We start from the raw sequence: 25,162 nt of genomic DNA, 5'->3' as shown, positions 1-25,162 counted from the left end.
GTGTGGCCTCTTTGCCATCGAGACGAACTGATTCAGTCGATAACAAACTTACTGAGCTCACCATGGCTTACTTTTTTAATTCGTCGATATACGCCAGGATCTCATCCACTGGAGAGGTAATCGCGATGATCTGCACAGTGTTTGTCTTCGCATTAGGCTCAATAGAAACCAGATTGATACTGTCCAAGCGAGATTCTTCTAATGCAAAAAACAGTTGTGACCACGGACGCACAATCTCATTAATCGCCACATTCACTGCATCCAGTTCCGCCTGTTCACGTTCCGATAAAGGCTGTGCTGTCGATTTAGAGTCTGTGGTTCGGGTGTAGCGGGCTTTTTCCTGTTTTAATTCCGCGAGTCGGGCATTGCTCTGCTGTAAAAAGAACAGACTTAACAACACCGCTAATACCGCCACAGATAATAAAAATGATGCCAGTGGCTTGGGTGCCGATGTATGCAGACGGTGATTAAGATGAATCGTTTTCATGAGGCAATTAACCTCGCTACCTGAGTATCTGGCTGTTCCTTGGCAAATAACTTTGACGATGGCAGGCGAATAATGCGGTAACTGCCGATTTTTATGACACTTGATACAGAGATATCCGGCCAGTGTAATAACATGACTTGTTCATATCGTTGCTGCACGGCTTTATCAAAGACGCTATTGATCAGACGTTCACGTTGAATCAACAGCTCAATCTGACCGATCACATCACTTTCTTGCTGTACGTTTTTAAGCCATAACCACTGACCTTCTGACATCAGCCCCAGACATAAACGTCCATCACTAATCACTGTCAGCCAACATAAACTTTGTAACTGCTGTGATTTGATCACCGCAATCGCGTCATTCATTACCGACATCAGATACGGCTGGATGCTGAGGAGTTGAATGGCTAATGAGGCAAATATTTCATCAATCGTCTGAATCAGCGGTGTCGGTATCGCACTGGCGACAGCAGGCTGACCGAAGCCTGACGGACTGATGGTTTTATTCCAGCTTTTCACCACATCGCCATAGAGGCTGACAAACAGATGTTGCAGATACCCCTGCTTTTCTTCATCAGTCTTAATGACCGGATTCCAGGGCAGAACGGCATAACGTACAAAACTGTTGGCTAAAACAACGCGAGCCGTTTTTGCCTGCCAACGCGCTTGACTGAGTGTGGTATGAAGCACCTTGGCAAGATAAGCCACCTCCACATCCCTGTGGTCGACAGCCTTTTTCATCATAATTTTCTGTTGATCGATACAACGTGTTTTACCGGCGACACCTTTAAAGCGTCTGATAACAAGACTATTCGGCCGAATACACACATTCAGCTCATCAGTCATAACATTAAGCCAATGTGGTAACACGATTAATCTCCTCTAGTGTCGTCTCACCATTTTTCACCAGTAACAATGCCGCTTCACGCATCGTTCTGGTGCCATTGGCATAGGCTGCCTCTTTGATTTTTCTCACCGGTTGACGCGTAACAATCAGTTCGCGGATTTCATCGTTAAAGCACAATAATTCGGCAATCGCTTTCCGGCCTTTGAATCCTAATCCGTGGCACTGACCACAACCTTGTCCTTTTTTAAAACGAAAGTCGCTTATCTGCTCGGCGTTTAAGCCTGACTTTTCTACCAAAGCTGCATCTGGCTTATCCTCTGTCAGGCAATGTGGACAGTTCACCCGCACCAGTCGCTGTGCCAGGATGCCATTCATGGCAGAAACAAAGTTATACGGATCCACCCCCATATTGGTGAAACGGCCAATCACATCAAACACATTATTAGCGTGCACAGTGGTTAACACCAAGTGACCGGTCAGCGCTGATTGCACGGCGATTTGTGCGGTTTCATTATCACGAATCTCACCGACCATGATTTTGTCTGGATCATGACGCAAAATAGAGCGTAAACCTTTGGCGAAGGTCAGTCCTTTTTTCTCATTGACAGGGATTTGTAAGACACCGGGTAACTGATATTCGACGGGATCTTCAATGGTGATGATTTTGTCGGTGCCGTGATTAATCTCAGAAATAATGCCGTACAGCGTGGTGGTTTTACCGCTGCCGGTTGGCCCTGTTACCAACAACATGCCATAAGGTTCTTCGGCTAATAATCGAAACCGGGCCATAATATCGGGAGCAAAACCCAATATTTCTAAACTCAGTCCCTGAGCTTCTTCACTTAATGCTTGTCTGTCTAAAACCCGTAAAACCGCATCTTCACCCAACACACTGGGCATAATCGACACACGTAAATCAATTTCTCTCCCCAATGCCATCACTTTAAAGCGACCATCCTGGGGGATGCGACGCTCAGCGATATCCAGATCAGACATGACTTTGACACGGGAAATCACTTGCTCTGCCTGAGCCAGTCCCTGAATGCCACCAACATGACTCAATACACCATCAATACGGTATTTCACTTTTAGCCCGTTTTGATCCGTTTCCAGATGTACATCACTGGCACCGGCTTTTAACGCATCATATAAAGTCGAGCGTACAAACTTCACAATCGGGCTGGTATCTTCGCTGATTGAGCGTAAGGAGATATCTTCTATACCCTGCTCATCCTCATTATGCTCAGCATGGTGCTCTGATACCTCATCACCTAAAGCACGCATATTGGCTTCATGATGAGAAAGATAGACGTTTAAATCTTCGGTCTGCGCCAAGGCCCAGGTGGCAGGCTCATTCACCAGCAGATCCAGCTTGGAATACAAATTGGCTTCAAATGGATTTGCGTGAACCAGATATAAGGCGTCATGTTTATCACGCACCGCCAGGCAGCCGATTTTCTCCGCCTGCGTAAACGGCACCACATCAAAATCAGGCTGCAAGTGATAGAGCTGAGAAATCGTCAACACCGGATAACGCACCAATAATCCCAGCGCTTGCACAAACACATCAGGTGTTAACTCACTGATCTCTTCCAAGACTTTGAGTAAAGGCTGCTTGCTTTGTTGTGCCAGTTGTTTCGCCTGATTCAGCTGCTCAACGGTCAGTGCTTCCACAACAAGCTCAGTTTGCCCAGGCGTGATGTCATGATAGGCCGTATTCATTGAATACTCCCTGCCAATTCAAAAATCGGCATATACATCAGCACCACGACTAAGCCCACCACCAGACCAATAATGATCATCAAAGCCGGTTCAAGTAATTTAGTAAACCATTCGACCGCACGGGCAATTTCATCATCGTAGAACACGCCAATGCGTTCCATCATGTCGCCCATTTGTCCGGTACGCTCCCCCACCCGTAACATACGGACAGAAATCGAGGTGGTCATGCCATGTAATTCCATGGCGTTAGATAAAGGTTTACCTTCTTTCACATCATTAGCCACCAAGGCTAATTTGCTGCGTAATAAAGGCTGTAATAACGAGGACACCATCTGCATAGCCGTAATCAATGGGATACCACCACGCAGTAACATACTTAATGTTCGGTAAAAACGGGCAAGCTGGTAGATTCGCAGCGTTTCGCCAAGTTTAGGAATTTGCCAGACTTTCGCCATAATAAAACGACGTACAAACGACCGCGTCAGCACATAACTCATTACAGCAATACTGGCGATAAACACCATAAACGCTTCACGTCCATGGCTGTGTAATAACTGGCCCCAGCTCAGTAATAACTGTGATAACCAAGGCAGATCCGCATTGGTGCTTTCATAAATCACACTGAATTTGGGTACGACATACCCCAGTAAAAACAACACCACCAAGCCGCCGACTACCAGTAATAAAACTGGATAAATGGCTGCAGAGACAATTTTCTTTTTCATTGCATCGACTTGGGATTGATACGCCACATGTCGACTTAATGCCGTTGTCATATCCCCCGTACGTTCACTAGAACGAATCAGGGCTATATATAAAGGAGTAAATACCTCTGGCACTTTTTCCAGAGCTGCAGATAAGGGTTGTCCATCAAATAAAGCGGCTTTGATTTGATTTAATACCGCTTTTGATTCGGCATGAGTTTCTTTCTCAGCTAAGGCTTCTATGGCCTCAACCAGACTAAGTCCGGACTCAAGCAATGCCAGTAATTCCTGGCTGAACAGCATCACATTGAATTTGGTTTTTTTTAATTGAGGCAAACCAAGAGACAATGCCCCACTTTTCTGTTGATTGATTGAAAGTACGTGATGGCCTTGTCTTTCTGCCAGATAACGTGCCTGATTAGCATTACCGGCTTCTATCTCTATCAGCCTGACAGCACCATCATGGATGACTTTCATCGTAAAAATCATAAAGTCAGATACCTAACGCCAGCTCACAATGTCTGCCGCCGTGTCTTTACCACCGCTGGCACCATCGCTGCCTAATGACCACAAGTCATAGTCTGCATACTGACTATGTGTACCCGGCATCTGATAAAAATACGGGTTATCCCAAGGATCGTTTGGCACATCTTTTTTAAGATATGGCCCTTGCCATTTACGTTCATTATTGGGTGGTGTATTGAGTGCAGCCAGTCCCTGCTCTGTTGTTGGATAATGGCCAACATCCAAACGATATTGATCCAGAGCTTTACCTAATGCCTCAATCTGAGCACGGGCCGTTTTCACTTCGGACTTACCAATTTGAGCAAAATACTTCGGTCCAACATAACCGGCTAACAAACCGATAATGACCATAACGACTAATAATTCCAGCAAGGTAAATCCGGCTTGATGGTGTTTCTGTTTTAAATAAATAACAACGTCTGGCATAACAATAATCTCAGCGGGTGACCTGTAAGAAAAAAAGAGGATGTACCCAATGGGTACACCCTCTCCATTCACTTTTATGCAAACACTTCAATGTCAGATGCGCTTAATGAAGTCACACCTGTCAAAGTAGCAAATTGCACAGCAGCACCAGAGCCACTGCCATCCGCGTCATAGCTCAATGCACCCGTTGATGTGTCGAATAACAAGAAGTCATTCGCATCACCAGCAGCTGCACCTACGCTACAAACCAGATTATCAGCAGTGAAACTACCTGCTGTTAGAGACGTAAACTGATCGATATTGAGTGCGATTTTATCTACCCCACTCAAGAAATCAGTAATGGTATCGATGCCAGTCAAATTAAATGCAGTATCTACATAAGTTTGAACTTCATCGTCATCGCCAGTCACGACTTGCTCATGGACCTGACCAAACACGAAAGTATCCGCGCCATCACCACCAGTCAGCGTATCGTTACCATCGTTACCGACGAAAACATCATCCTGCGTTGTACCGATAAAGGTATTGTCATTACCATTACCTTCAAAACGCAGACCATTTGCAGTTACACCAGAAGCATCAACAACGACATTATCGATGGTACCGCCATTGTTACCCAGGCTATTGTCTAAGTCATCGACAGTACCGTTGGCAGCAAAATAGTAGTGGTCATTCAACATTTGCAATGCATCATTTTCCACATTCAGTTGGTCAACTGTGCCACCCACTTGAACCACTTCCATTCCTTGGAAATTAGCGTCATTTAAAACGATAGTGCCATTAGCTTTTGTATCTGCACCAACACCCGTGGTAATACGTAATGTATCAACACCATCACCACCCACGATCAGATCGTGTTTAGCACCAGTGGCAATCCATTCTTTATTACCATCGTCAGCCGCAGAGGTTGTACCTGAATTACCTGAACCGAAACCACCGATAAGGAAGATATCATCACCTTCTTCACCGTACAGGCTATCGGCACCACTTTGACCAGCTAAGACATCATTGCCGCCACCGCCATAGTAAGTGTCGTCACCAGAATGCATGGTGCCGTAATCCACACCTTCACTACCGTAAACGGTTTCAGAAGCACCGGCTGTTTCGTTACCACCATCTACACGGGTAAAGCTACCTTCTTCACCTTCGCTAGCATCGTAGATGATGTCGACGTTGTGGAACATATTGGCAACAGAATATTCATCTGCAGAAAATCCTGCATAGTCATATTCCACTTCACTGGCACCAACGATATCGTCTTCTGGTTCGAATTCAGCTTCTTCATATTCAAAAGCAATCGTCACAGATTCAGATTCACCGCCTGCTGTACCGAAGATATGTGTACCTGGATTTATCTCACCTAGGCTTAATGACTCACCGTTTGCTTCCAATTGTTCAGAAGACAAGGTGATATTGACACCATCACTTAACTCAATGCGTTCGATGCCACTGAAGCCAATTGACTCCGAGAAGTCACCACTTTCGGTGAACTCAATCGTGTCAGCTGCGTTATAACCGGCAATTGTAGTTGCAGCTGTATTGATTTCAGATGAACCCGGACGAGTCACAATATTCAGACGAACATCCGTTTCTGTCTGCTCTGCAATCTCATCACTGTCCAATGCGACGAATTGACCCGTTACATTGTCATAAACGATAAAGCCAGCGTCACCATTACCTTCTTCGGCTTCTTGTACATCAGTGTATCTAGCAGTATTACCGTCATTATCAAGTGCAGATGTAGAGCCAGCCATACTTACTGCTGGGGCTTCGTCATCGTCATCGTCATCGTCATCTTCTTCAAGCTCATCAGATTCCTCGACGTCTTCTTCGTCTTCAGCCATATAATCATCAGCATCAGATAATACAAAGGTATCGTTTCCAGCACCGCCTAGTAATAAGTCCTCCGATGTAGCGAAATACACATTACCATCAACTGTTTCATCACCAGCAGTACTCTCGCCACCTTCGATATAATCACTACCTTCACCACCGCTAATAATATCGTCACCAGTACCGGCTATGATGGTGTCATCTCCTAAACCACCCAAAATGATGTCATCACCTGAGCCACCATTAATATTGTCATTCCCAGAACCGCCCAGAATGATATCGTCACCCGCGTCACCGAACAATAGATCATTACCATTGCCACCGAGAAGCACATCATCTCCTGCATTGCCGTGGACAATATCATTGCCATCGCCGGAATAAATGAAATCATTACCACCAGCACCATTTATGATGTTAGTCAGATCATTACCAATAACAACATCATCATCACCGGTACCGGTATACAACACCTCTGTCGAATTAAAAACTTTAATCGCCATAAGAAATATCCTTTTTTATTAATTAACTGAGTAAACAAGGTGGTTAGTAACCACCTTGTTTACATCAAAATTAGCACTCATGAAATTAAGGTATTGTCGCGCCTGGAGGTGCATAACCAGGAATGGCAATTTCTTTAAATGTTGTTTCTTCCTGTGCGGTTTGGCGTAACCGTATTGCTCCGTTTTCAACCCAATCTTCTGGGTTTGTGCTGTCACATGCTGCTTCTATGTAGGTGAAACCAGAGTAGGCATTTGTGGAACCATCATCATCGAAATACACCGTATCGGCTGTAAAATCGACCCAATTACTATTGACCACAGCATCTTGTGTCGCCAAAGTTGTACTTGCGGTATCCGTGGCGTCTATAGATGAATTTTCACCAGTAATAGCCGCTGTGACACTATTTTTAGTCGGTAAATCAAGATAGTTAGTCCCATTCACCGCCTTATTGGCTAAGGTGTCGTACTTTAATGATCTATGTTGAACAGAAGTATAAGTTCGACCTACACGATATACAGGAGATGTATTTCCTGTAGTACTAAAGATGGTATATCCCACATTTACCGTGCCTGAATCAGCAAAACCGCCGCGAGCAATATCATTTACTTCAAAGTATTGAGTACCAGATTTAGTAGAGTCGTGATCAGCATTAGTCATACTGGCGATTTGAGTGCCAAAAATACACATGCTTGATGTCGCGTCATCCCGCCATACCAAGTCAAGAAGCGTTCCGATACTTCCTGTTCCACCCGTAGTTTTAGGAATCGTATTTGAACGATAAGCAACCAAGGTGTACCCAGAGACTGGTGAGACCGTAATATCAACAGGCTTTGTAACAAAACAGGTATTGTTTTTTGACGACGATGGCTGATTAGCGCCTGCGATCGGATATGACCCAAAGTTACCTTTTGCTTCATCAGCAGTAGTCGGTGGTTCGACTCGTCCATCGTTATAACAATTGGTATACGCTGAACTGGCAAACCCAGTATCGGGTAACGCGACCAAACCTAATGCATTCGCCTGCGTAGCAGTAAATCCTAATGCTGCAAGCATAGTGAGTTTTAACGTGCTGTGTTTCATAACTGTCTCCTTACGAGCTACAATAAACAGGCATTTGTGGCTGCCTGTATCACCCCTTCATTTCAAACGTCACTAAATTTGCCAATTTCTACGTTTGAATATGAATCCTTTCTGGCAGTCACAAATGTCTGCCTAATCTATGAAAATCGGTTTTTCTATTTCCTAATCAAACTGCCAATTAAAGCTTAGCCATGCTGCTCTAGGCGCACCCGGAGCGATAAAGTTCGTGCTCAGCCAATCATTCGAATTATGATTGTAATTATCTGGTCCTCTAGCACCATAAACACTCGGCGAAAATGGATTACGTCCCAAACGACCCGCAGAATAATATTCTTTGTCAAAGATATTATTAATCAGCAGGCTTGCCGTCATATTGGGCGTAAACTTATAACTGGTCTGAAAGTTAAACGTAGCAAAGCCGGGTAACTCGCCTTTATTGCTCATTGGGCGGCGCGGCACCTTTTTCCCACCAAGCTCCCGATATTGGACTTGCCCTACTTCATGATCGTTATTTTCATTACCACGCACATAACTGCCTGAGTGCATCACTGCACTAAAACCGACTAACCATTTGGGGGTGACTTCATAATTGATGGTGGCATTAACATTATGACGAGAGACGCCGGGCATGGTATCGCCCTTGTCAACCGTAATAATCGAATTGCCGATACCTGGCTGATAAATGGCTGTGCCATTATCGTCGCTAATCATGATGAACTGATTTTCAAAGGTCGCTTCGGTCAGCGCATAGTTAACGCTAAAGCCCCACTTGCCTTTTTGGCCTGATAAACCAGCTTCAATACCACGACGGCGAGTATCACCAATCGTGTCATAAAAACCCGCCCCCCCCCCTACAGCAACAAAGTAGATGTCGTCTTTTAGGTCTGTTTGGTATGCACCGAGATTCCATTGCAAATTCTCACCGATAATGCCTCTAACCCCAATATCGTAAGACGTGGCTTTGATTTGAGGTAAATACGGATCACCTGACAGCGTATTAGGCAGATAACAAGTTCTTTTTTCTAAGACACTTTTGGGTACTTCATACATACCACCCTGACCATCCTCATAGTAAACACCGGTTGGCGTATGGTCAGATGCACAGCCTAACTCTATGACACTAGGAACACGCGTACCTTGTGACCAGTTGGCATACACATTAAGTGTTTCTTTTGCTTGCCAAGTGGCACCAATCGAAGGGTTAAACGAATAGTAACTAAACTCTTCTGTTTCAGGTTTTTCTACTGTGTCATCCAAACGGTAACGTTTAAAGTTGGTCTCAACGCCCGTGCAATCACCATCAGGGCAGACATTGTATTGATCAGGCTCGCCAATTAAGTCGGTAACGGAATAATTGGCTCCATAACGTCCAAACCGTGTGGCAATCTTATTTTTTGTTTTGGTATCGTTGTAACGCCCTGAGAAATTAAAGTTCCAATTCTCAACGGGATTCCAGGTTTCACTGAAGTAGATACTTTTGGTCGTATTGGTGCCACTGAAATTACTATTCTCCAGCGGATCAAAAGCCGCTAAAAATTGTGGGTGAGCACTATCTGGATCTAAATACGCTTCACGGTTTAAAGTGAAAAAGCCTAATCGTTGGCTATTGCGATATTCGGCACTGGCATCGTCAATCGAGATTCCGACCATAAACTTATGTTTATCGAGGTTCCAGTTAAACTGGATAGAAGCACCATCAGTACTTTGAGTAATTTGATTATCAGTGATAATTGCCGTCGGTGTACCCTTTACATAGCCAGATTGATTTAAGCCAGCACCATCTATAAGAACAGGATTTCCTGTATCAGGGTCGGTGATTTCGTATTTATCAACAGACGCACGAGTTGTCAGACAATCTGTTTCATTTACAGCTGCTGCTAGCATGACGTAGTTTTTATAGACAACACCATTTTCTGTCGTAAAAAAGTAATTTTGATCGGAATTAATAACTCCAGAAGGCTCACTGGTAATGCGTTCTAAATCACTTTTAAAATCAACCCGGTACGAGTTCTCACCATAATATTCAGCGCTTTCCCCACCACTAACATTGTATGACTGGCCATCTCGATTATAAGTATTTGATTCTTTGAAATTTTTGTTTTCCTGGTAAACTCCTTTGTAAGCATTCAGAAAATCATCTGGTAACTCTGTGTTTTTATTATTTGCATATTTTGCTTCAAAATCTGCCTTGCTCAAGGAAAAGGAATCATCGTATAAAAAAATCGAACCATCGTTATCAAAGGTAAATTCATCTCTGACTCCCGGCTCATAATTGTCAATAGAAACGACATAATAATCGGGTAAACCATATTGATTGTCATCGCTGCTATTAAATAAGCAGGTGTAGTTTTCACCATCAGCAGGTAAGCGCTTTGCAACTAGCTCATCATCCCAATCAGTAACCACATCAGATCCGATCTGATGCCTATCACTATTCCGACGATAAACCTGTGCTGTGACACTAAACGTATCATTTACCTGATAAGCACCTGAGAGTTGAAATTGCTGTAAGTCATTATCTGTTTTGTCAGGTGAGGTAAAGACACTTTCACTGTCGTCTTCGTACTCTTCAACAGGGCTTAAGCCATTACCCACCAGTTTTGTTTTGACGATTAAGGTACTGAGGTTCATGTCTAGCTTTTCACCACGATAGCTGGCCTTACCAAAGACTTGGTTGACTTTGCTAGGGGAGTTATCACGCCAACCATTTTCATCATGGAAGCTACCGGCACCATAAAAAGCGATAGTGCCGTTATTCCAGCCTTTATCGACTTGTAATTGTTTTCTATCAAACGAGCCCGCTAAAAGTTGAACATCGCTTTTTGTATAGTTAAAACCGTCTTTGGTTTTAACCGTAAATGCACCACCTAATGTGTTCAAACCAAAGATAGGATTTGAGCCTGGAAACACATCCACACTCGAAATCGCATTCATTGGGATCATGTCCCAGTTGACGACATCACCAAAAGGTTCGTTAACACGGATACCATCAAAAAAGACACTCAATCCCTGAGGCGTACCTATTTGTGGTCCCGCCGTAAAACCACGATATTGGATATCCATCTGAAAGGGATTACCTTGGTAATCATTAACTGTGACACCTTGTAGCTTCTGATTAAACAAATCGGTCATGCTTAAGGCATGGGCTTCTTTGATGTCTTCTGCTGTTAAACTTTGCACATTGCCGGGGATTTCGTCTTTGGTGAGCCCAAGCCCAGGTAGTGGTCCAACTTCATAAAATCGTTGTGCTCTGACTTTAACCGTATCCAGAATTAAGCGGTCATCACCAAGAGCAGGTAATTTCTCCTGACCTGGCACCAGAAAATAGCCACCGTCGGTATCAGGTATAACCATCAGGTCGGAGCCTTTTAATAATTGTTCAAAGCCTTCTTCTAAACTGTAGCTACCTTGTAACCCTTGTGTGGTTTTGCCCTGGGTGAGGCTGGGGTCAAACGAGAATGTAAAGCCGTTGATACCGGTATAAGTCGATAACGCTTTGGAGAGTGGGCCAGCGGGAATATTGTAATCACGGTTAGCTTTTTCTGTTTCATTGCCTTTTTCGTTGTCAGCGAGTTGTGCTGTATCGGCAGAAAGCGGCGGTAGATAGAAAAAGGCCAATATCGCCATGATGATGGTGAATTTAATAAAGCTGTTGTCACTGGAAATTGTACGATTCAACATAGTTAACCTTGGATAATTAAGTGATTCTTAATTACTAGGTCAATTAAGGATTAAAAAGGGGACACGATTTTTTTAATTAATGTTGTTTTTTGCTGATTTTTGCCCAGAAACGAGTTCGCCATTCAATTTCTATTGGTCTTGTTTTTTCTAATACATGCAGGATGTGGTCAGGGTCATTAATTTGAAATGAGCCTGAGACATAAATGTCATCACATGACTCATCACAGGTGATCACACCTGTTCGATAACGTTTTAGATAACTAATAAACTCGCTGAGCGGCATATTGTCGGCGTAGATAACGCCGTGTATCCAGGCATTGGCATTGTCATCTAATGGGGATGGCGCCTCTATACCTGTCGAATCAAAACGCGTTTGTTGACCTTTTTCGATGATCAGGTTTTGCTGTGGGTCATCTTTGGGTAAGACATCAACCGCACTATCAATAACACCTAAATAGCTATAGTCGGCGTGCTGACGTACCACAAACTCAGTACCCAACGCATGAAGTTGCCCCTGTGCAGTTTGAACCAAGAAAGGTCTTTGAGCTGAATCTTTAGCCGTCTTAATATAAATTTCGCCTCGGTATAATTTCACCAAACGCTGAGTATCATTAAAGGCTAAATCGACAGCACTATCCGTGTTAAGCATGAGTTGGCTGCCGTCAGCTAATTGAATTGTTCTTTGCTCACCGGTAGCTGTTTTAATGTCAGCTAAGACGGCTTGCCATGGGGCATATTTATACGTTACGCCACCAATTGGAACGAGCGTGAGCAACAGGCCAAGATGTTTGGCAAATTCACGTCTATCCATTGTTGCTGATCGACCAAGTACCTGTTTGCCCAAATCAGGTGGTATTTTCTGTAAGGTCATACCGAGATTTTCAGCACGCTGCCAAGCAAGTTCGTGCAGATGATTTTCATTTCGCCACGCGAGTAATGTTTGTTGTTCTTGTGTTGTTAAATCGTCGTCTTGTACTTTGACTAGCCACATGACGACTTCTTTAATGACATGTTCTGGAATATTGACTGAATTTGAGGACATCGTTAAACAGCGAAAGTGAGACAGTGGGTGAAGGCAAGTGCCATATAGCGTTTAACGGTACGCTCTGTAACATTTAACTTGGCAGCAATGTCTTTATAACGCATGCCGTCAAGTTGTGACAGTAGAAAAGTCTCTCTGACATGATCTGGCAATGTAGTGAGCATTTCGTCAATTTCTTGCAAGGTTTCTAATAAGAGTAATCGTTCTTCGCTGCTTGGCGTAATAGCCTCAGGCAGTTGGCTGATGGCTTCTATATAGGCCTGTTCTAAAGATTTTCGACGGTAAAAATTAACCATCAAGTCATGGGCAATCTTAGTTAAGTAGGCTCGCGGTTCGATAATATCTTCCGGCATGTCTTTCTGTAATACTTTGACGAACGTATCTTGCGTCAAATCAGCGGCATCATGATGCGAGGCCAATTTTTTACATAGCCAGCTATAGATCCAACTATGGTGATTTTCATAGGTTTGACTAAACGATTGAATAGTTGAGGTAGCCATAATTAACTTGCATCACTCCATATCAAAGCAACACTTAAGATGTGTGCGGTTTCAGAGAGAATATTTACTTGCCTCTTAACACTATTTTTATTTGTTGTATTCAAGTCTCTCTCCAACTTATTTTGATGTGTCAGGCCGGTTTAATCATCACAAAATAGCGGGTATAGCGTTCTATTCGTATTGATAAGACTTCACTGGTGCTGGTTAAGGCGGCATTTATATCATTGACTGGGAACGCGCCAGATATAGTTAAATCAGCAACAGCAGGATCACAACGTATGATGCCTGAGTGGTAACGTGATAGATGATCAACAAAGTCAGCCAATGACATTTTATCGGCGATAATAAACCCGTTTATCCATGCCATCGATGCCCTATCTATGAGCTTCTTCTGCTGAGAAAAGGCCGTATTGAATGTGACCAATTCACCCGCATTGACCACAACGTTATTATCTAAATCATCACAAGGTCTGACTTCTACCGCATCCTGATACACACTGACAGAGCTGTGTTTAGACTTAAGTCGAGTGCTAAATTTAGTGCCTAGTGCTGTTACCGTACCGTGAGCAGTCACTACACTAAAAGGACGATAATTCCGGTCTTGCTCCTGTGCCGTTTCAATGTAGATTTCACCCTGCAGTAACCTGATTGTTCTAGCTCGGTCACTAAAGTCAATAGCTATCTTGGTATCAGTATTTAAAACAACTAGACTGCCATCGTCTAAGGTGATGTGTTTAATTTCACCTACTGCCGTTGAATAATCTGACATTAATAGATTCCAAGGCTTTTGTTTATAGCCATACCACCCTGCCGTTCCAGCAGCCAGCATAAGACTGAGGGTTTTAATGACTTGGCGACGTTCCTGTGATTTGATGTCTTTGGTATCAGTCGGACGATTTAATACGGTGATACTGGTTTTTGAATCGAGCCCCATAAAACAGTTGGTGACCGCTTCAACTTGTTCCCATACGTGTCTGTTTTCTGGGGAGGCATTTAGCCATCTTTGCCATTCTTTCCGGTCTGCATCTGTGGCTTCACCGGAAGTCAGCTCAACAAACCAGTTGGTCGCTTCATAGATAGCATCTTTATTAGAACGGGCCATGAAAAATTTTTTAACTATTCATGTTTAAACAATGCAACAATGCCTTAGCAATGTACTGTCTAACCGAGCTGACTGAAACCGATAATCTCGATGCAATTTCTGCGTGTGAAAGTCCTTCGAGCTGACACCATAAAAAGGCGCTGCGAACCCGATCAGGCAAGCCATCGAGCATTTCATCTATCTTGGCCAGCGTCTCCACCATAATATTGAGTGACTCAGGTGAAGGGACTTCGACTTCTGGCATATTCTCTAAAGCGTCAAGATAGGCTCTTTCAATGTCCCTGCGCCGAACATGATTGACCATCAGCCCATGGGCCACAGTGGTGAGATAGGCACGAGGCTCTTTGATACTGGTTAGATCGTCTTTTTGCAAAATTTTTGAAAAGGTATCTTGCATCAAGTCAGCTGCATCAAAGCTGCAACCGAGTTTTTTTCTCAGCCAACCTAATAACCAGCTATTGTGCACACGATAAAGATCAGTGACGATGGAGTCACGCGTTGCATTAAGATTACCCAGAATACTGACGTCTGATTCGTGGTGTAGGGCTATGTCACTCAATTGCCTGCTCCCCTTTTACATAAGCTGCCGGATTGTGCCTGCCTTATGTTTTGTCGAGGTTTGCAGTAACATGGCTAATCACAAGTTCTGGGTAAACTCTGCGTGCATGTTCACAAAATTTCACATAAGGTAACGTAAATTTACTACGCATTACCTTGAGTAAATATAGGAAAAAATCCTAAATTTACAAAGATTAATCCATTTATAAAAAATGAAAGCCTGCTTAGCCGCATCGGGAGGTTTTTACCCTGACTTTTTAAATATTAACTATTTTTCATTTTTTTAATCTGAATACAAAACTCAAGTATGGAGGTGATGAATGATGCTTTTCGATTTGCGGATAAATACAGCGATGATGAAGCAAACGACTTCTTGTACAATAGCCTCCTTTCATTCTTCAGACATTCAAGCAATCTAGCGAGCCTACTATGAAAATTCAAAGCCACTTTGTCGATCTTGATACACCTACTGGCGTTATGCGTACTTATATTCACCGTCCGGTTGGTGAAGGTAGCTACCCGGTGATTTTGTTCTACTCTGAAATTTTCCAACAGACTGGCCCGATTGAACGTGCAGCAAGACTGATGGCAAGCCATGGTTATGCTGTATTAGTGCCCGAAGTTTTCCATGAGCTGAACCCTATCGGCACCGTATTGGGTTATGACGACGCTGGTCGTGATAAGGGTAATGCGGATAAAGAAGCGAAAGATGTTCAGGGTTATGACTCTGATAATGTCGCCATGATTGAGTTTGTAAAAACCCAACCTTGGTGCAATGGGCATATTGGTGCCATGGGTTATTGCATTGGTGGTCACCTGGCTTTCCGTGCAGCTTTACAACCTGAAGTGAAAGGCACAGCATGTTTCTACGCGACGGATTTACATATCCAAAAAATTCCAAACAAACCCGGCCAACACAGTATGGAGCGCCTTGATGACATTAAAGGCGAGTTATTAATGATTTGGGGTAAACAGGATAATCATGTACCTGCTGATGGTTTGTTAAAAATCTATCAGGAATTAAAAGCGACAGATATTACCTTCACTTGGCATGAGTTTAATGCTGAACATGCCTTTATGCGTGATGAAGGTGATGGTGGTCGTTATGATGCACAAACCGCACAAATCGGCTATCAACTGGCGTTAAATCTGTTCAGCAGAACACTTCGCTAATCAGCTTTTCTATTTAGCCTGAAAGGGAGTCAGTGGCAGCATTGACTCCCTTTTTTTATTGTCCGAAGATTGAGAAAATCATCTGACTGAAATACTGGCAATGCCCCACTCTTGTTATGCTAAGCTCAAATTTTTTTAATTGCATGGGAACGCCTTTGTCATGTCCAACCCTTCAGGTTTAGCCTTTGCCCATTTACTCAACGGTGAGGGTGGAAGTACCCGTCTCAATGTGAATGATCTGCCGCAATGGCAGGCTGAAGACGGCATTCTCTGGCTGCATTTTGACTACACGCATCCTGATGCTGAACGTTGGCTGCTTGAACAATCCGGATTGGATGGTGTGATCGCTAATGCCCTATTAGAAGAAGAAACACGACCACGTACCACCTCCATTAATGATGGTTTGCTGATGTCGTTGCGGGGGATTAATCATTATCAAGATGCCCGCTCGGACGATATGATTTCGATTCGGGTGTGGATTGATCCCCGTATTATCGTTACCACTCGTCGTGAAATGTCCTCTTCGGCTGCGGAATTGGATAAATTACTGAGCAGAGGCATTGGCCCTAAGAACAGTGCAGAGTTTCTCATCAAGTTAGTGGATCTGACCGTTGATGGTATGTCAGAAACCATTGCCGGTTTCGAAGATACGATTGCCGATTATGAAGATGCTGTCTTAGTGGATGATACGGAAAACCTGCACAACGATATTGCCAATTTACGTCGTCAGGTAATTAAAATGCACCGGTATTTAGCCCCGGAAAGAGATGCCCTGGCTCGTCTGACTCTGGAAAAGATATCCTGGTTATCGGATTATGATCGTCTTCAAATCCATGAAATCAGTGATACCCTCATTCGTTATATTGAAAACCTGGATGCGGTGCGTGAACGTGCCGTACTGGTTCAGGAAGAGCTGCACAGTAAAACGTCTGAACAACTTAATTCGCGTATGTATGTGTTATCGGTGATTGCAGCCGTGTTTCTTCCCTTGGGCTTTGTGACGGGATTATTAGGTATTAATGTGGGTGGTATCCCTGGTGCCAATGACAGTCATGCCTTTACTGATGTGATCGTGATTCTCTGTGTAGTGGCCGTATTGTTATTATTTTTGTTTCGTTGGAAAAAATGGTTTTAGATGTGCTTTAAACGGTGAATCAATCACTTATCTGCATTGCTGTTAAAGTCACCAAATAAATATAACAATTTCTTTATTTTTTTCGAGCAAATCTGAAAAAGATGTTGTAGAATGCCACGCTTTCTTGGGGTGCTTAGCTCAGCTGGGAGAGCATCGCCCTTACAAGGCGAGGGTCGGGGGTTCGAACCCCTCAGCACCCACCAAGAAAAATTCCTCTTTGCATAATCAGTACTTGTTTCCCAATAAAATATTGTGCATTGTTAGCGCTTGGCGACTCAATCCAAGGTGCTGAAATGGACTTCACTCCGCTCTACACGTCATTACTGTCTTTCTGGTATTTCATTCCTTTATTTTTCTGTCTGGCTATCCTGCGTTCAGCCTGGTTCAAAGGTCTCATGGGTGAGTTCCTGGTCAATGTCATCGCCCGATGGCAACTCGATAAACAGCATTATCATTTAATCAAAAACGTGACCCTGCCCACCGAAGATGGCACCACTCAGATTGATCACATTATCGTCTCGGTTTATGGCGTTTTTGTGTTGGAAACAAAAAATACTCACGGCTGGATATTCGGTAATGCCTCTCAAAAAAACTGGACTCAGCAAATCTATAAGCAAAAATATACTTTTCAGAATCCACTGCATCAAAATCACAAACACATCAAAACACTTCAGACTTTACTCGACTTAACAGACCAACAAGTCTTTTCTGTGATCGTTTTCATTGGTGACAGTGAGTTTAAAACGCCCATGCCAGACAATGTCACTTATGGTCTGGGTTATGTCCGCTATATCAAGTCTAAAACCAATCCAGTTCTCAACCTGGCAGCGAAACAAAACCTCATATCAAAGATTGAGTCGGGGCGGCTTTCACCCAGCCTGAAAACAAACAGAGAGCATGTGGCCCATGTTAAACAGTTAGTTGAGATTAAGCTGACGGAGCCACCGATATGTTCACGCTGTGGTCATAAGATGGTGAAACGTCAAAGCAAAAAAGGTGACAATGCGAGCCAGTTTTTCTGGGGCTGTAGTCAATATCCGAAATGTCGTAATATCAACGCTATGTAACCCTATTCCCTATTACTAAGGACACGAAAATGAAATGGCGCGGTAACCGAAGAAGTAGTAATATTGATGACCGTCGAAGCCAGCGTGTTTCAGGGATTCGTGGTGGTTCAGGCGGTATTATTCGATTATTACCTGCCGTCTTTAGATTACTCGGCTTCAAAGGCACCGCATTATTGCTAATTGGCATTGTTGTATTAGCGGCATTGACAGGAAATTTACCTGTACTGTTATCCCTTCTCGGTATGCCCTCTTCGGCACCTACTGTCTCCTCATCCGAACCTTTACAGGAAACAGCTGAAGAAAAAGAACGTGTCGAGTTTGTTTCTGTCGTTCTGGCGGATACCGAAGATACCTGGTCAGCTATCTTTAAAGAAAATGCTCAACGTTACACCCCACCCAAACTGATTTTGTTTCGTGGCGAGGTGAACTCGGCTTGTGGTTCTGCACACTCAGCGATGGGGCCGTTTTATTGTCCTGCTGATCAACAGGTTTACATCGATCTGAGTTTTTATGACCAGCTAAAAAATCAGTTCAAAGCCCCTGGCGATTTCGCCCAGGCTTATGTTATTGCCCATGAGGTGGGTCATCACATCCAGACCTTATTAGGCATTTCGCAACAAGTAAACGCCGCTCGTAGCAAAATGAGTCAGGTGGAATGGAATAAGCTCTCTGTCAAACAAGAATTACAGGCCGATTGCTTTGCCGGTATCTGGGCACACTATGCCAATGAATCAAGACAGCTGCTGGAAGCCGGTGATCTGGAGGAAGGCCTAACGGCAGCGAGTGCTATCGGGGATGATACTTTACAAAAACAAGCCACTGGGGTTGTTAGACCCGATGCCTTTACCCATGGTAGCTCGGCACAACGGGTTAAATGGTTTAAAACCGGTTATGACACGGGTAATGTTGAAGCATGTGATACATTTATCAATAGATAAAAACAAGATTAGATCATCACGCTTAGGTTATGATTTATATAAATTTATGAAGCGATTCACTGCTTTTTATTAGTGTATATGTTTCAATTGGAAAAATTTTATAAATGTCTTTAGGGAGAAGCATATTGAAACAACGAATGCTGTTATGGATAGTAGCTACACGTAATAGTTTTGTTTCATTACTGCCGTTGACATTTCTACGGGTGACATTGGATTTACTTATTTATCTGCCATGGCCTGCCTACCAACAATTGATGAGCTCGCTGTTTGGTGCTTCATGGAAAAACCCACTACTCAGTATCAGTGAGCTGACCTTTAGCTTTTTTGCCCTGGCTTTGACAGCCATTATTTCAGTGCAATTGGTTTACAGACTTAATAGTAATAGTAACAGCAACAGCGAAAGCGATATGCCGACACCATTAATGGTCGCTATCAGTGCGGCTATTAATTACATTATCGTGACTAGCTTGCTTGGATATTCTGCTATCGAATTCAGTATGGAGTCGATGCTACTGGCGGTCATTTTAGGAATTGCAACAGCTGAAATGATCTGTTGGTTAACCCATAAACGACTGCTGGATTTATTACACTTATCCGTCGAATCAGACACCGCCTTTTATAACGCCATGCGCCTGACCCCGACCATTGTTATTGTCGGGGTTTTCTTTTTTGTAGTGGCAGCATTTATCAACTTGTTACCTGATTTTCCTGATGTATACGATGGCCTCACGCATTGGGCTCAGGCTGAGGGTTATGGCGCTTGGATATTAAGCACGCTGACGGTATTGGTTAATCAGGGTTTATGGTTTATTGGCGTTCATGGTGGTATCGCTATTCAGTCTTACCATGACGGGGCGTTTTTTATTCATGATGTTACAGCTATCAGTGCTGATTGGGTGACACGGCCTGTTTATGACAGTTTTGTTTTGATAGGTGGCTCAGGTGCAACACTAGGCTTAGTGATTGCTATTTTGATCACGACACGCCGTGGCATGCAAAATAAAGTCGCCAAAATTTCGATCATCCCTAGTCTGTTTAACATCAATGATATTCTCATTTACGGTTTACCCATTGTTCTCAACCCACGCTATTTAATTCCCTTTTTTATGGTGCCTTTGTCTTTAATGGCTATCTCATTACTGGCTTTTCAATCAGGCTTGGTGCATGTAGTGAACCCAGGCAGTGTGACCTGGACGACACCGCCCATTTTGTCTGCGTGGTTACTGACTGAGTCATGGTATGGGGTCGCACTACAATTGTTGACAATCAGTATCAGTACACTGCTCTATTTACCTTTTGTTCGCAAAGCCGAGATATACAGACATCAGCAAGAGCAATTGGCTTTTGAAGAGGCCACTAACACCATTATTCATAATGGCCAAACCAAACAACAAATTATCAGCAGGCAAGACAAGGTTGGAATGATTGCCAGAGATCTGGTCTATGACTTGCGTCAAGCAATTTACCATGATGAATTAACGGTTGTTTACCAACCCAAACATCATCGTGCAGGTCATATTGTTGGGGTTGAAGCACTGGTTCGCTGGACGCATCCAAGATATGGTTTTGTGTCTCCGGCGATGCTAGTCATGTTGGCTGAAGATAGTGGTGATATTAATAAATTAGGTCGTTGGGTATTCGAACACTGCTGTATCGCTAAGGCGAAATGGAATGCTTTAGGCCACCAGAACCTGACAATGGCCATCAATATCTCTCCACTGCAACTGAGTGATAATGCTTTACCGACTTTTTTATCGGGCTGTGTCACTAAATACGGACTTCATCCTGAAGAAATTGAGCTGGAAATTACCGAGTCATCAGAAATTTCTGATTCACAGCAAGTTGAGAAAATATTACAAGAAATCAGTGATATAGGTATTCACCTAGCTATGGATGATTTTGGCATGGGGTATTCCTCACTGTTACATATGCGTCGCTTTAAAGTAAATGCGATTAAGATTGATGGATCGATTACACGTGATGTTTTAACCAATTCAACTAACGCCGATATCATTCGCACCATCAGTGCTTTAGGTAAAGCTCAAAAAGTCTCTGTGGTAGCAGAATACGTGGAAACAAAAGATCAACGTGAAGCCTTGCTTGAGATGGGCTGTGATATCTTTCAAGGCTATTATCATAGTCCACCACTCAAACCTGAAGATTGCCCTGGGTATTTTTTATCTCATCGCCATGAAGGTGCTGAATAAATGACAAATGCTGCTGATACGGTGATGACGCTTTATCACTGGAATATTCTGATTCTGCCAAGTGGTGAGGAAATTTTTGTTGGGCTGCGTCAACGTCCTGAAACCGTGCCTCCATTCAAGCCTGCTGATGAAGAAGATAAGCTGCTTCCGTTTACTTTACGTAACAGCAGTCCGATTACTGAATTTAATCCGGCACGAGGCATAGGTTATACCGAATCTGGCCGACGTTATGTGGTTATCGGACCGGCCAGCGATCCAACCGGCATGATTCGTTTGAGTGTCGATCAAATGATGCCAGCTGAACAAATCAACTGGAAATATCCATTCAGCGACTGACATCCCTGTCAGTCAGAACACTATTAAATCTGCTTTTCTATCGTATAGATCTGCTTTTTATTATCGGTTACTTCTGCTTTCAACAAACCATGCCCTGCTTTCCCGGCTGGCAGCATAAAACGCATGCTGGGATCTTCACTAATCGATATGCCAGTATCAATGGTCATCAACACCTTACCTTCCAGCGTAATCTGCATTTTTTCGACATAATGTGCCGGAATATAACCACGGGTTTTTAAGTCCATTTGCAGGCCGCTATTGTTAGGATGACTGATGACCACCTGAACTGGTTTCGCCTCATCAGGGTCTCCATCACGATAACGAATCTGCATTTTGCCCAGTCTCGCCATGGCTGCGACCTGATCTTTTGCTGCTGGCGCACTACAACCACCCGAAGCTTTTACAAAACGCTTCACCATGTGCAGGCTGCCATCGTTCATCTCTGCTATGGCTCGAATATAGGTGTATTGATCCACGCGCATACGGGTAGAAATATCCACCGTTTCTAATGCAGGCGACAAATGGAAGTTAGCTGAATACGGCATTGGGTTATTATCAATAAATACATGCAGATTTTTGATATAAGAACTGGCGGTTTGCGGTTTCTTTGAATAGAGATGGATTGGCACTATCGCCGCGTCTTCAGCTCTTTTTGGTGCTTCGATCACTAACCAGTCATCGGCATCTTCTAAAATCGTTTTATTTTCAAAATAGATTTCTTTAAGGGTTTGCCATTGCTCCTGAGGCTCATCAGCGGCCATGCACAAAGCTGGCAACAAAAATAAGCTCAATAAAGCAGCAAGCCCGATATTTTTAAATAATGTGTTCATTCGGTTATTCCCATTCCAGTTCAGTAAAAGCGGCTGTGATATTGCGTTTATGATAGTCGTCGAATAACAGCCACTTACCCTTCTCACTCAGGCCGACAGATTCGGTTGCTTCGTTAATGGTTCCCATATCATTAATGATGGCTCTGATTTGCTGACGAATCGTTGAGAAATAATGTTCTTCAACATCAAAAGCGTGTTGCCAGTCCTGATATTGAGCAGGACCATGACCGGGAATAACGGCGTTTAATTGCATGGCTTTCAGCTTTTCGATCGTGGCCAGCCAACCATTAATACTGCCATCAAGGGCAGGAATACGTTTGACGAATAATAGATCGCCGGTCCACAAGGTCTTGGTGTTTTTATCCAGCACGGTCAGGTCATTATCCGTATGTGAGGTGGGATAACTGTTTAGTACCAGTTCTCGCCCACCTAAATCGATGGTGAGAGGTTTATCCACACTGACCAGTCGTGTTGGTTCAATAAACTCTGTGCCTTTGTAATATTCCCCCAGAATGTCGCTGAAGCGTGTTTCATAGAATGCTTTTCGGGCTTCGATAGCGGCTGGCATTTTGTCATTACCAATAAAAGTAGCTCCGGTGTCTTTAAATGCCGCATTGCCGAGAAAATGATCGGGATGGGCATGGGTATTAATGACATAACAGATTGGCAAATCACTTTTTTCACGAATGGCTTCAAATAACGCTTTACCCTCAAGATAACTGCCACCGCTATCCACTACGGCAATACACTTGTCACCGACAATGAAACCGGTATTCGCGATTTCGCCTTTATTATGTTGATTGGCATCCTCTTGTGCTCCCTGATGGTAAAAAATACCATCTGAGACTTGTTTTAACCGATAGTCATCCGCATAAACGTTCACTGCCAGCATGCTGCTGAGTACGATACTGATGCCGCTTATATAAGCTTTTGTTTTGTTTTTCATTTCTCTCCCCTTCAATTAGGGTGCCTTCGTTATCTCAAGATTTGGGTTTTATTGTATTTTTAACTTCTGAGATGACATTTGCTGGGAAACCACCTTGTTCAGCATGACGCAAGATTAAGTCTTTATTTTCTGCCTTGTAAACACAATAGATTTTGTTATCGGTGACATAACTTTCCACCCACTCTATCTCAGGCCCCATTTCTCGCAAAACAGAACAGGATTTATCGCTTATCTGGTCAAGTTCATTGACTGTTAGCTCACCTGCCCCTGGAATCTCGCGTTCGATAATGTACTTATTCATGATTTCACCTCATTAAACATGACCGGTCGTCTTTATTTAGGTTTAAAAAAATTCAACGTTTAGTGTTGAATAAAATAATCATCAAGTAATAGCGTCAAGCAACGTTTTAATGCTTGCGTCGACTTTTCGATTTTCATCTGTAGTAATGCGCCTTGCCATTGATCAAATAACAGTTTTGCCATTACCTCTGGTGTAATATCCTGACGAAGAATACCGCTCTGCTGTGCTTCACCCAAGCCCTGTTCGAGTAATTGGCAATAGTCACTCACCGCAGCTAACAATGTTTGTCGGCATAGTTCACTGGCACTGCTGATTTCCCCCATCATATCGCCTAATAGGCAGCCACCACTGTAATCTGACTGCTCCAGATCCTCGATAAGTGATTCAAAGTAGGCTTTGATAGCCTCGTGACCATTTAAGTCTGTTTTGTTCAGGAAAGATTGTAGGCGTGAAATAAAGGGGGCGATGTAGTGACGAATGGCTTCTGCTGTGAAGTTTTCTTTACTTTCAAAGTAGCTATAGAACGAGCCTTTGGGCACCTGAACGGTATCTAATATCAATTTGATACCGGTGCCGTGATAACCATTTCGCATCAGTAACTCAATCCCCTGATTGAGGATTTGTTCTTTTTTAATCTGTTTTTGTGTGCTCATAACCGCATAATGCGACCGGTCGTCTTTGCTTGTCAATCATTGATTATAGCGATTTACTTTTCGCTTCGGCACTCTCTGGCTTGCAAGCGTGCATAGGCTTCCGCTTCATGATGGATATCACTAATCAAACCGCGATGTAATGCAACCGAAATGGCATCCTGATTATGAAAACGAGCTCCTTGTTTAAACAATAAATCCAGTAAGTCGCGTGCAGGCATATCTAAGTATTTCGATAATTCCTGGGCTTCTTTGGAGAGCTTGTCCAGTACTTCAGGATGTTGCTGTTGCACATTCAGCGTCGCCAGGTTATCAATGATGGCCAACTCTCTTATCGTTTCATCACTGAGCCCGTTATCCTGAACAAATCGCAGGCTGGTTAACCCTGTTAATTGGTGAAATGTATTTTGAACAAGATTTAAATCGGCATTCCTTCCGGCTAACGCGACTTTTAACCATTTCAGGCGATGCCGGGCGAGAACAATCATGCTTTTTTCTGTTTCTCTACTCATGCTAATTGCTCCGAGTCAAAACACACTTCCTTGTTATCACATAAAAGCTGTCTCTGA

General features: G+C 43.4%; 23 protein-coding genes and 1 tRNA gene. 7 read left to right on the top strand and 17 right to left on the bottom strand.

Features of this window, described 5'->3' with window-relative positions:
- Positions 1-67 precede the first annotated feature (67 nt).
- From QQL60_RS04630 to QQL60_RS04575, 12 genes are all read right to left on the bottom strand, one after another.
- Entirely contained in the window at positions 68-487 is a 420-nt protein-coding gene (locus QQL60_RS04630) for a hypothetical protein (protein ID WP_284722567.1), read from the bottom strand.
- Positions 484-1,359 (bottom strand): hypothetical protein, encoded by an 876-nt coding sequence (locus tag QQL60_RS04625; RefSeq protein ID WP_284722566.1) that lies wholly within the window; start codon positions 1,357-1,359, stop codon positions 484-486. The genes QQL60_RS04630 and QQL60_RS04625 overlap by 4 nt, the downstream gene beginning before the upstream one ends.
- Complete coding sequence (locus QQL60_RS04620) at positions 1,340-3,058, bottom strand: GspE/PulE family protein (protein WP_284722565.1); 1,719 nt, start codon at positions 3,056-3,058, stop codon at positions 1,340-1,342. The genes QQL60_RS04625 and QQL60_RS04620 overlap by 20 nt, the downstream gene beginning before the upstream one ends.
- Entirely contained in the window at positions 3,055-4,251 is a 1,197-nt protein-coding gene (locus tag QQL60_RS04615; RefSeq protein WP_284722564.1) for a type II secretion system F family protein, read from the bottom strand. Before QQL60_RS04615 ends, QQL60_RS04620 begins: the two co-directional genes overlap by 4 nt.
- A 12-nt stretch (positions 4,252-4,263) precedes the next feature.
- Positions 4,264-4,713 (bottom strand): type II secretion system major pseudopilin GspG, encoded by a 450-nt coding sequence (gspG, locus tag QQL60_RS04610; protein WP_284451920.1) that lies wholly within the window; start codon positions 4,711-4,713, stop codon positions 4,264-4,266.
- Positions 4,714-4,787: 74 nt separating this feature from the next.
- Positions 4,788-7,046, bottom strand: a complete 2,259-nt coding sequence (locus tag QQL60_RS04605) for a calcium-binding protein (RefSeq protein WP_284722563.1) — start codon at positions 7,044-7,046, stop codon at positions 4,788-4,790.
- An 85-nt stretch (positions 7,047-7,131) separates the two neighbouring features.
- Positions 7,132-8,127: a hypothetical protein gene (locus tag QQL60_RS04600; protein ID WP_284722562.1), complete on the bottom strand. Its 996-nt coding sequence runs from the start codon at positions 8,125-8,127 to the stop codon at positions 7,132-7,134.
- A gap of 162 nt (positions 8,128-8,289) precedes the next feature.
- Positions 8,290-11,808: a TonB-dependent receptor gene (locus QQL60_RS04595; RefSeq protein WP_284722561.1), complete on the bottom strand. Its 3,519-nt coding sequence runs from the start codon at positions 11,806-11,808 to the stop codon at positions 8,290-8,292.
- 76 nt (positions 11,809-11,884) lie between these two features.
- Positions 11,885-12,850, bottom strand: coding sequence for a FecR domain-containing protein (locus QQL60_RS04590; protein WP_284722560.1), 966 nt, complete (start codon positions 12,848-12,850; stop codon positions 11,885-11,887).
- A 2-nt stretch (positions 12,851-12,852) separates the two neighbouring features.
- Positions 12,853-13,350 (bottom strand): sigma-70 family RNA polymerase sigma factor, encoded by a 498-nt coding sequence (locus QQL60_RS04585; RefSeq protein WP_284722559.1) that lies wholly within the window; start codon positions 13,348-13,350, stop codon positions 12,853-12,855.
- Positions 13,351-13,480: 130 nt separating this feature from the next.
- The gene (locus QQL60_RS04580) at positions 13,481-14,452 is read right to left on the bottom strand and encodes a FecR domain-containing protein (RefSeq protein ID WP_284722558.1); all 972 of its coding nucleotides are present in this window, start codon (positions 14,450-14,452) and stop codon (positions 13,481-13,483) included.
- Positions 14,453-14,462: 10 nt separating this feature from the next.
- Positions 14,463-15,011 (bottom strand): sigma-70 family RNA polymerase sigma factor, encoded by a 549-nt coding sequence (locus QQL60_RS04575; protein WP_379008170.1) that lies wholly within the window; start codon positions 15,009-15,011, stop codon positions 14,463-14,465.
- A gap of 428 nt (positions 15,012-15,439) precedes the next feature.
- Between QQL60_RS04575 and QQL60_RS04570 the strand changes: the two genes are divergently transcribed.
- The 7 genes from QQL60_RS04570 to QQL60_RS04540 all read left to right on the top strand — a co-directional run bounded on the left by QQL60_RS04570 (position 15,440) and on the right by QQL60_RS04540 (position 21,866).
- Positions 15,440-16,183: a dienelactone hydrolase family protein gene (locus QQL60_RS04570; RefSeq protein ID WP_007145253.1), complete on the top strand. Its 744-nt coding sequence runs from the start codon at positions 15,440-15,442 to the stop codon at positions 16,181-16,183.
- A 160-nt stretch (positions 16,184-16,343) separates the two neighbouring features.
- Positions 16,344-17,318 (top strand): zinc transporter ZntB, encoded by a 975-nt coding sequence (locus tag QQL60_RS04565; protein WP_284722557.1) that lies wholly within the window; start codon positions 16,344-16,346, stop codon positions 17,316-17,318.
- A 127-nt stretch (positions 17,319-17,445) separates the two neighbouring features.
- Positions 17,446-17,521 (top strand) — tRNA-Val (locus QQL60_RS04560).
- A gap of 90 nt (positions 17,522-17,611) precedes the next feature.
- The gene (locus QQL60_RS04555; RefSeq protein WP_284722556.1) at positions 17,612-18,385 is read left to right on the top strand and encodes a nuclease-related domain-containing protein; all 774 of its coding nucleotides are present in this window, start codon (positions 17,612-17,614) and stop codon (positions 18,383-18,385) included.
- A gap of 29 nt (positions 18,386-18,414) precedes the next feature.
- Entirely contained in the window at positions 18,415-19,323 is a 909-nt protein-coding gene (gene ypfJ / locus QQL60_RS04550; RefSeq protein ID WP_284722555.1) for a KPN_02809 family neutral zinc metallopeptidase, read from the top strand.
- A gap of 125 nt (positions 19,324-19,448) precedes the next feature.
- Entirely contained in the window at positions 19,449-21,530 is a 2,082-nt protein-coding gene (locus QQL60_RS04545; protein ID WP_284722554.1) for an EAL domain-containing protein, read from the top strand.
- Positions 21,531-21,866, top strand: coding sequence for a hypothetical protein (locus QQL60_RS04540; protein WP_284722553.1), 336 nt, complete (start codon positions 21,531-21,533; stop codon positions 21,864-21,866).
- Between the two features lie 23 nt (positions 21,867-21,889).
- On the opposite strand, the gene QQL60_RS04535 is transcribed toward QQL60_RS04540, so the two are convergent.
- From QQL60_RS04535 to QQL60_RS04515, 5 genes are read right to left on the bottom strand one after another with little or no spacing between them, the layout of a single operon-like run.
- Entirely contained in the window at positions 21,890-22,696 is an 807-nt protein-coding gene (locus QQL60_RS04535) for a quinoprotein dehydrogenase-associated SoxYZ-like carrier (RefSeq protein ID WP_284722552.1), read from the bottom strand.
- Positions 22,697-22,700: 4 nt separating this feature from the next.
- Complete coding sequence (locus tag QQL60_RS04530) at positions 22,701-23,642, bottom strand: quinoprotein relay system zinc metallohydrolase 2 (protein WP_284722551.1); 942 nt, start codon at positions 23,640-23,642, stop codon at positions 22,701-22,703.
- A 34-nt stretch (positions 23,643-23,676) separates the two neighbouring features.
- The gene (locus QQL60_RS04525; protein ID WP_007145261.1) at positions 23,677-23,943 is read right to left on the bottom strand and encodes a DUF4242 domain-containing protein; all 267 of its coding nucleotides are present in this window, start codon (positions 23,941-23,943) and stop codon (positions 23,677-23,679) included.
- 59 nt (positions 23,944-24,002) lie between these two features.
- Positions 24,003-24,596 (bottom strand): TetR/AcrR family transcriptional regulator, encoded by a 594-nt coding sequence (locus tag QQL60_RS04520; protein WP_284722550.1) that lies wholly within the window; start codon positions 24,594-24,596, stop codon positions 24,003-24,005.
- A 53-nt stretch (positions 24,597-24,649) separates the two neighbouring features.
- The gene (locus tag QQL60_RS04515; protein WP_007145263.1) at positions 24,650-25,105 is read right to left on the bottom strand and encodes a hypothetical protein; all 456 of its coding nucleotides are present in this window, start codon (positions 25,103-25,105) and stop codon (positions 24,650-24,652) included.
- Positions 25,106-25,162: the final 57 nt, after the last annotated feature.

This window comes from Methylophaga thalassica (assembly GCF_030159795.1).
GTDB classification, from domain to species: Bacteria; Pseudomonadota; Gammaproteobacteria; order Nitrosococcales; family Methylophagaceae; genus Methylophaga; species Methylophaga thalassica.
Note: the sequence above shows the minus strand (reverse complement) of the source record. Positions and strands in the feature narration are given on the sequence as shown.

Excerpts from the sequence above, each read along its gene's own strand:
- QQL60_RS04580 (WP_284722558.1), bottom strand. The coding sequence starts at position 14,452 with ATGGCCCGTTCTAATAAAGATGCTATCTATGAAGCGACCAACTGGTTT.
- QQL60_RS04565 (WP_284722557.1), top strand. The coding sequence starts at position 16,344 with ATGTCCAACCCTTCAGGTTTAGCCTTTGCCCATTTACTCAACGGTGAG.
- QQL60_RS04630 (WP_284722567.1), bottom strand. The coding sequence starts at position 487 with ATGAAAACGATTCATCTTAATCACCGTCTGCATACATCGGCACCCAAG.
- QQL60_RS04530 (WP_284722551.1), bottom strand. The coding sequence starts at position 23,642 with ATGAAAAACAAAACAAAAGCTTATATAAGCGGCATCAGTATCGTACTC.
- QQL60_RS04525 (WP_007145261.1), bottom strand. The coding sequence starts at position 23,943 with ATGAATAAGTACATTATCGAACGCGAGATTCCAGGGGCAGGTGAGCTA.
- QQL60_RS04590 (WP_284722560.1), bottom strand. The coding sequence starts at position 12,850 with ATGTCCTCAAATTCAGTCAATATTCCAGAACATGTCATTAAAGAAGTC.
- QQL60_RS04515 (WP_007145263.1), bottom strand. The coding sequence starts at position 25,105 with ATGAGTAGAGAAACAGAAAAAAGCATGATTGTTCTCGCCCGGCATCGC.
- QQL60_RS04520 (WP_284722550.1), bottom strand. The coding sequence starts at position 24,596 with ATGAGCACACAAAAACAGATTAAAAAAGAACAAATCCTCAATCAGGGG.
- gspG (WP_284451920.1), bottom strand. The coding sequence starts at position 4,713 with ATGCCAGACGTTGTTATTTATTTAAAACAGAAACACCATCAAGCCGGA.
- QQL60_RS04570 (WP_007145253.1), top strand. The coding sequence starts at position 15,440 with ATGAAAATTCAAAGCCACTTTGTCGATCTTGATACACCTACTGGCGTT.
- QQL60_RS04615 (WP_284722564.1), bottom strand. The coding sequence starts at position 4,251 with ATGATTTTTACGATGAAAGTCATCCATGATGGTGCTGTCAGGCTGATA.
- QQL60_RS04540 (WP_284722553.1), top strand. The coding sequence starts at position 21,531 with ATGACAAATGCTGCTGATACGGTGATGACGCTTTATCACTGGAATATT.
- QQL60_RS04620 (WP_284722565.1), bottom strand. The coding sequence starts at position 3,058 with ATGAATACGGCCTATCATGACATCACGCCTGGGCAAACTGAGCTTGTT.
- QQL60_RS04605 (WP_284722563.1), bottom strand. The coding sequence starts at position 7,046 with ATGGCGATTAAAGTTTTTAATTCGACAGAGGTGTTGTATACCGGTACC.
- QQL60_RS04585 (WP_284722559.1), bottom strand. The coding sequence starts at position 13,350 with ATGGCTACCTCAACTATTCAATCGTTTAGTCAAACCTATGAAAATCAC.
- QQL60_RS04535 (WP_284722552.1), bottom strand. The coding sequence starts at position 22,696 with ATGAACACATTATTTAAAAATATCGGGCTTGCTGCTTTATTGAGCTTA.
- QQL60_RS04600 (WP_284722562.1), bottom strand. The coding sequence starts at position 8,127 with ATGAAACACAGCACGTTAAAACTCACTATGCTTGCAGCATTAGGATTT.
- QQL60_RS04595 (WP_284722561.1), bottom strand. The coding sequence starts at position 11,808 with ATGTTGAATCGTACAATTTCCAGTGACAACAGCTTTATTAAATTCACC.
- ypfJ (WP_284722555.1), top strand. The coding sequence starts at position 18,415 with ATGAAATGGCGCGGTAACCGAAGAAGTAGTAATATTGATGACCGTCGA.
- QQL60_RS04555 (WP_284722556.1), top strand. The coding sequence starts at position 17,612 with ATGGACTTCACTCCGCTCTACACGTCATTACTGTCTTTCTGGTATTTC.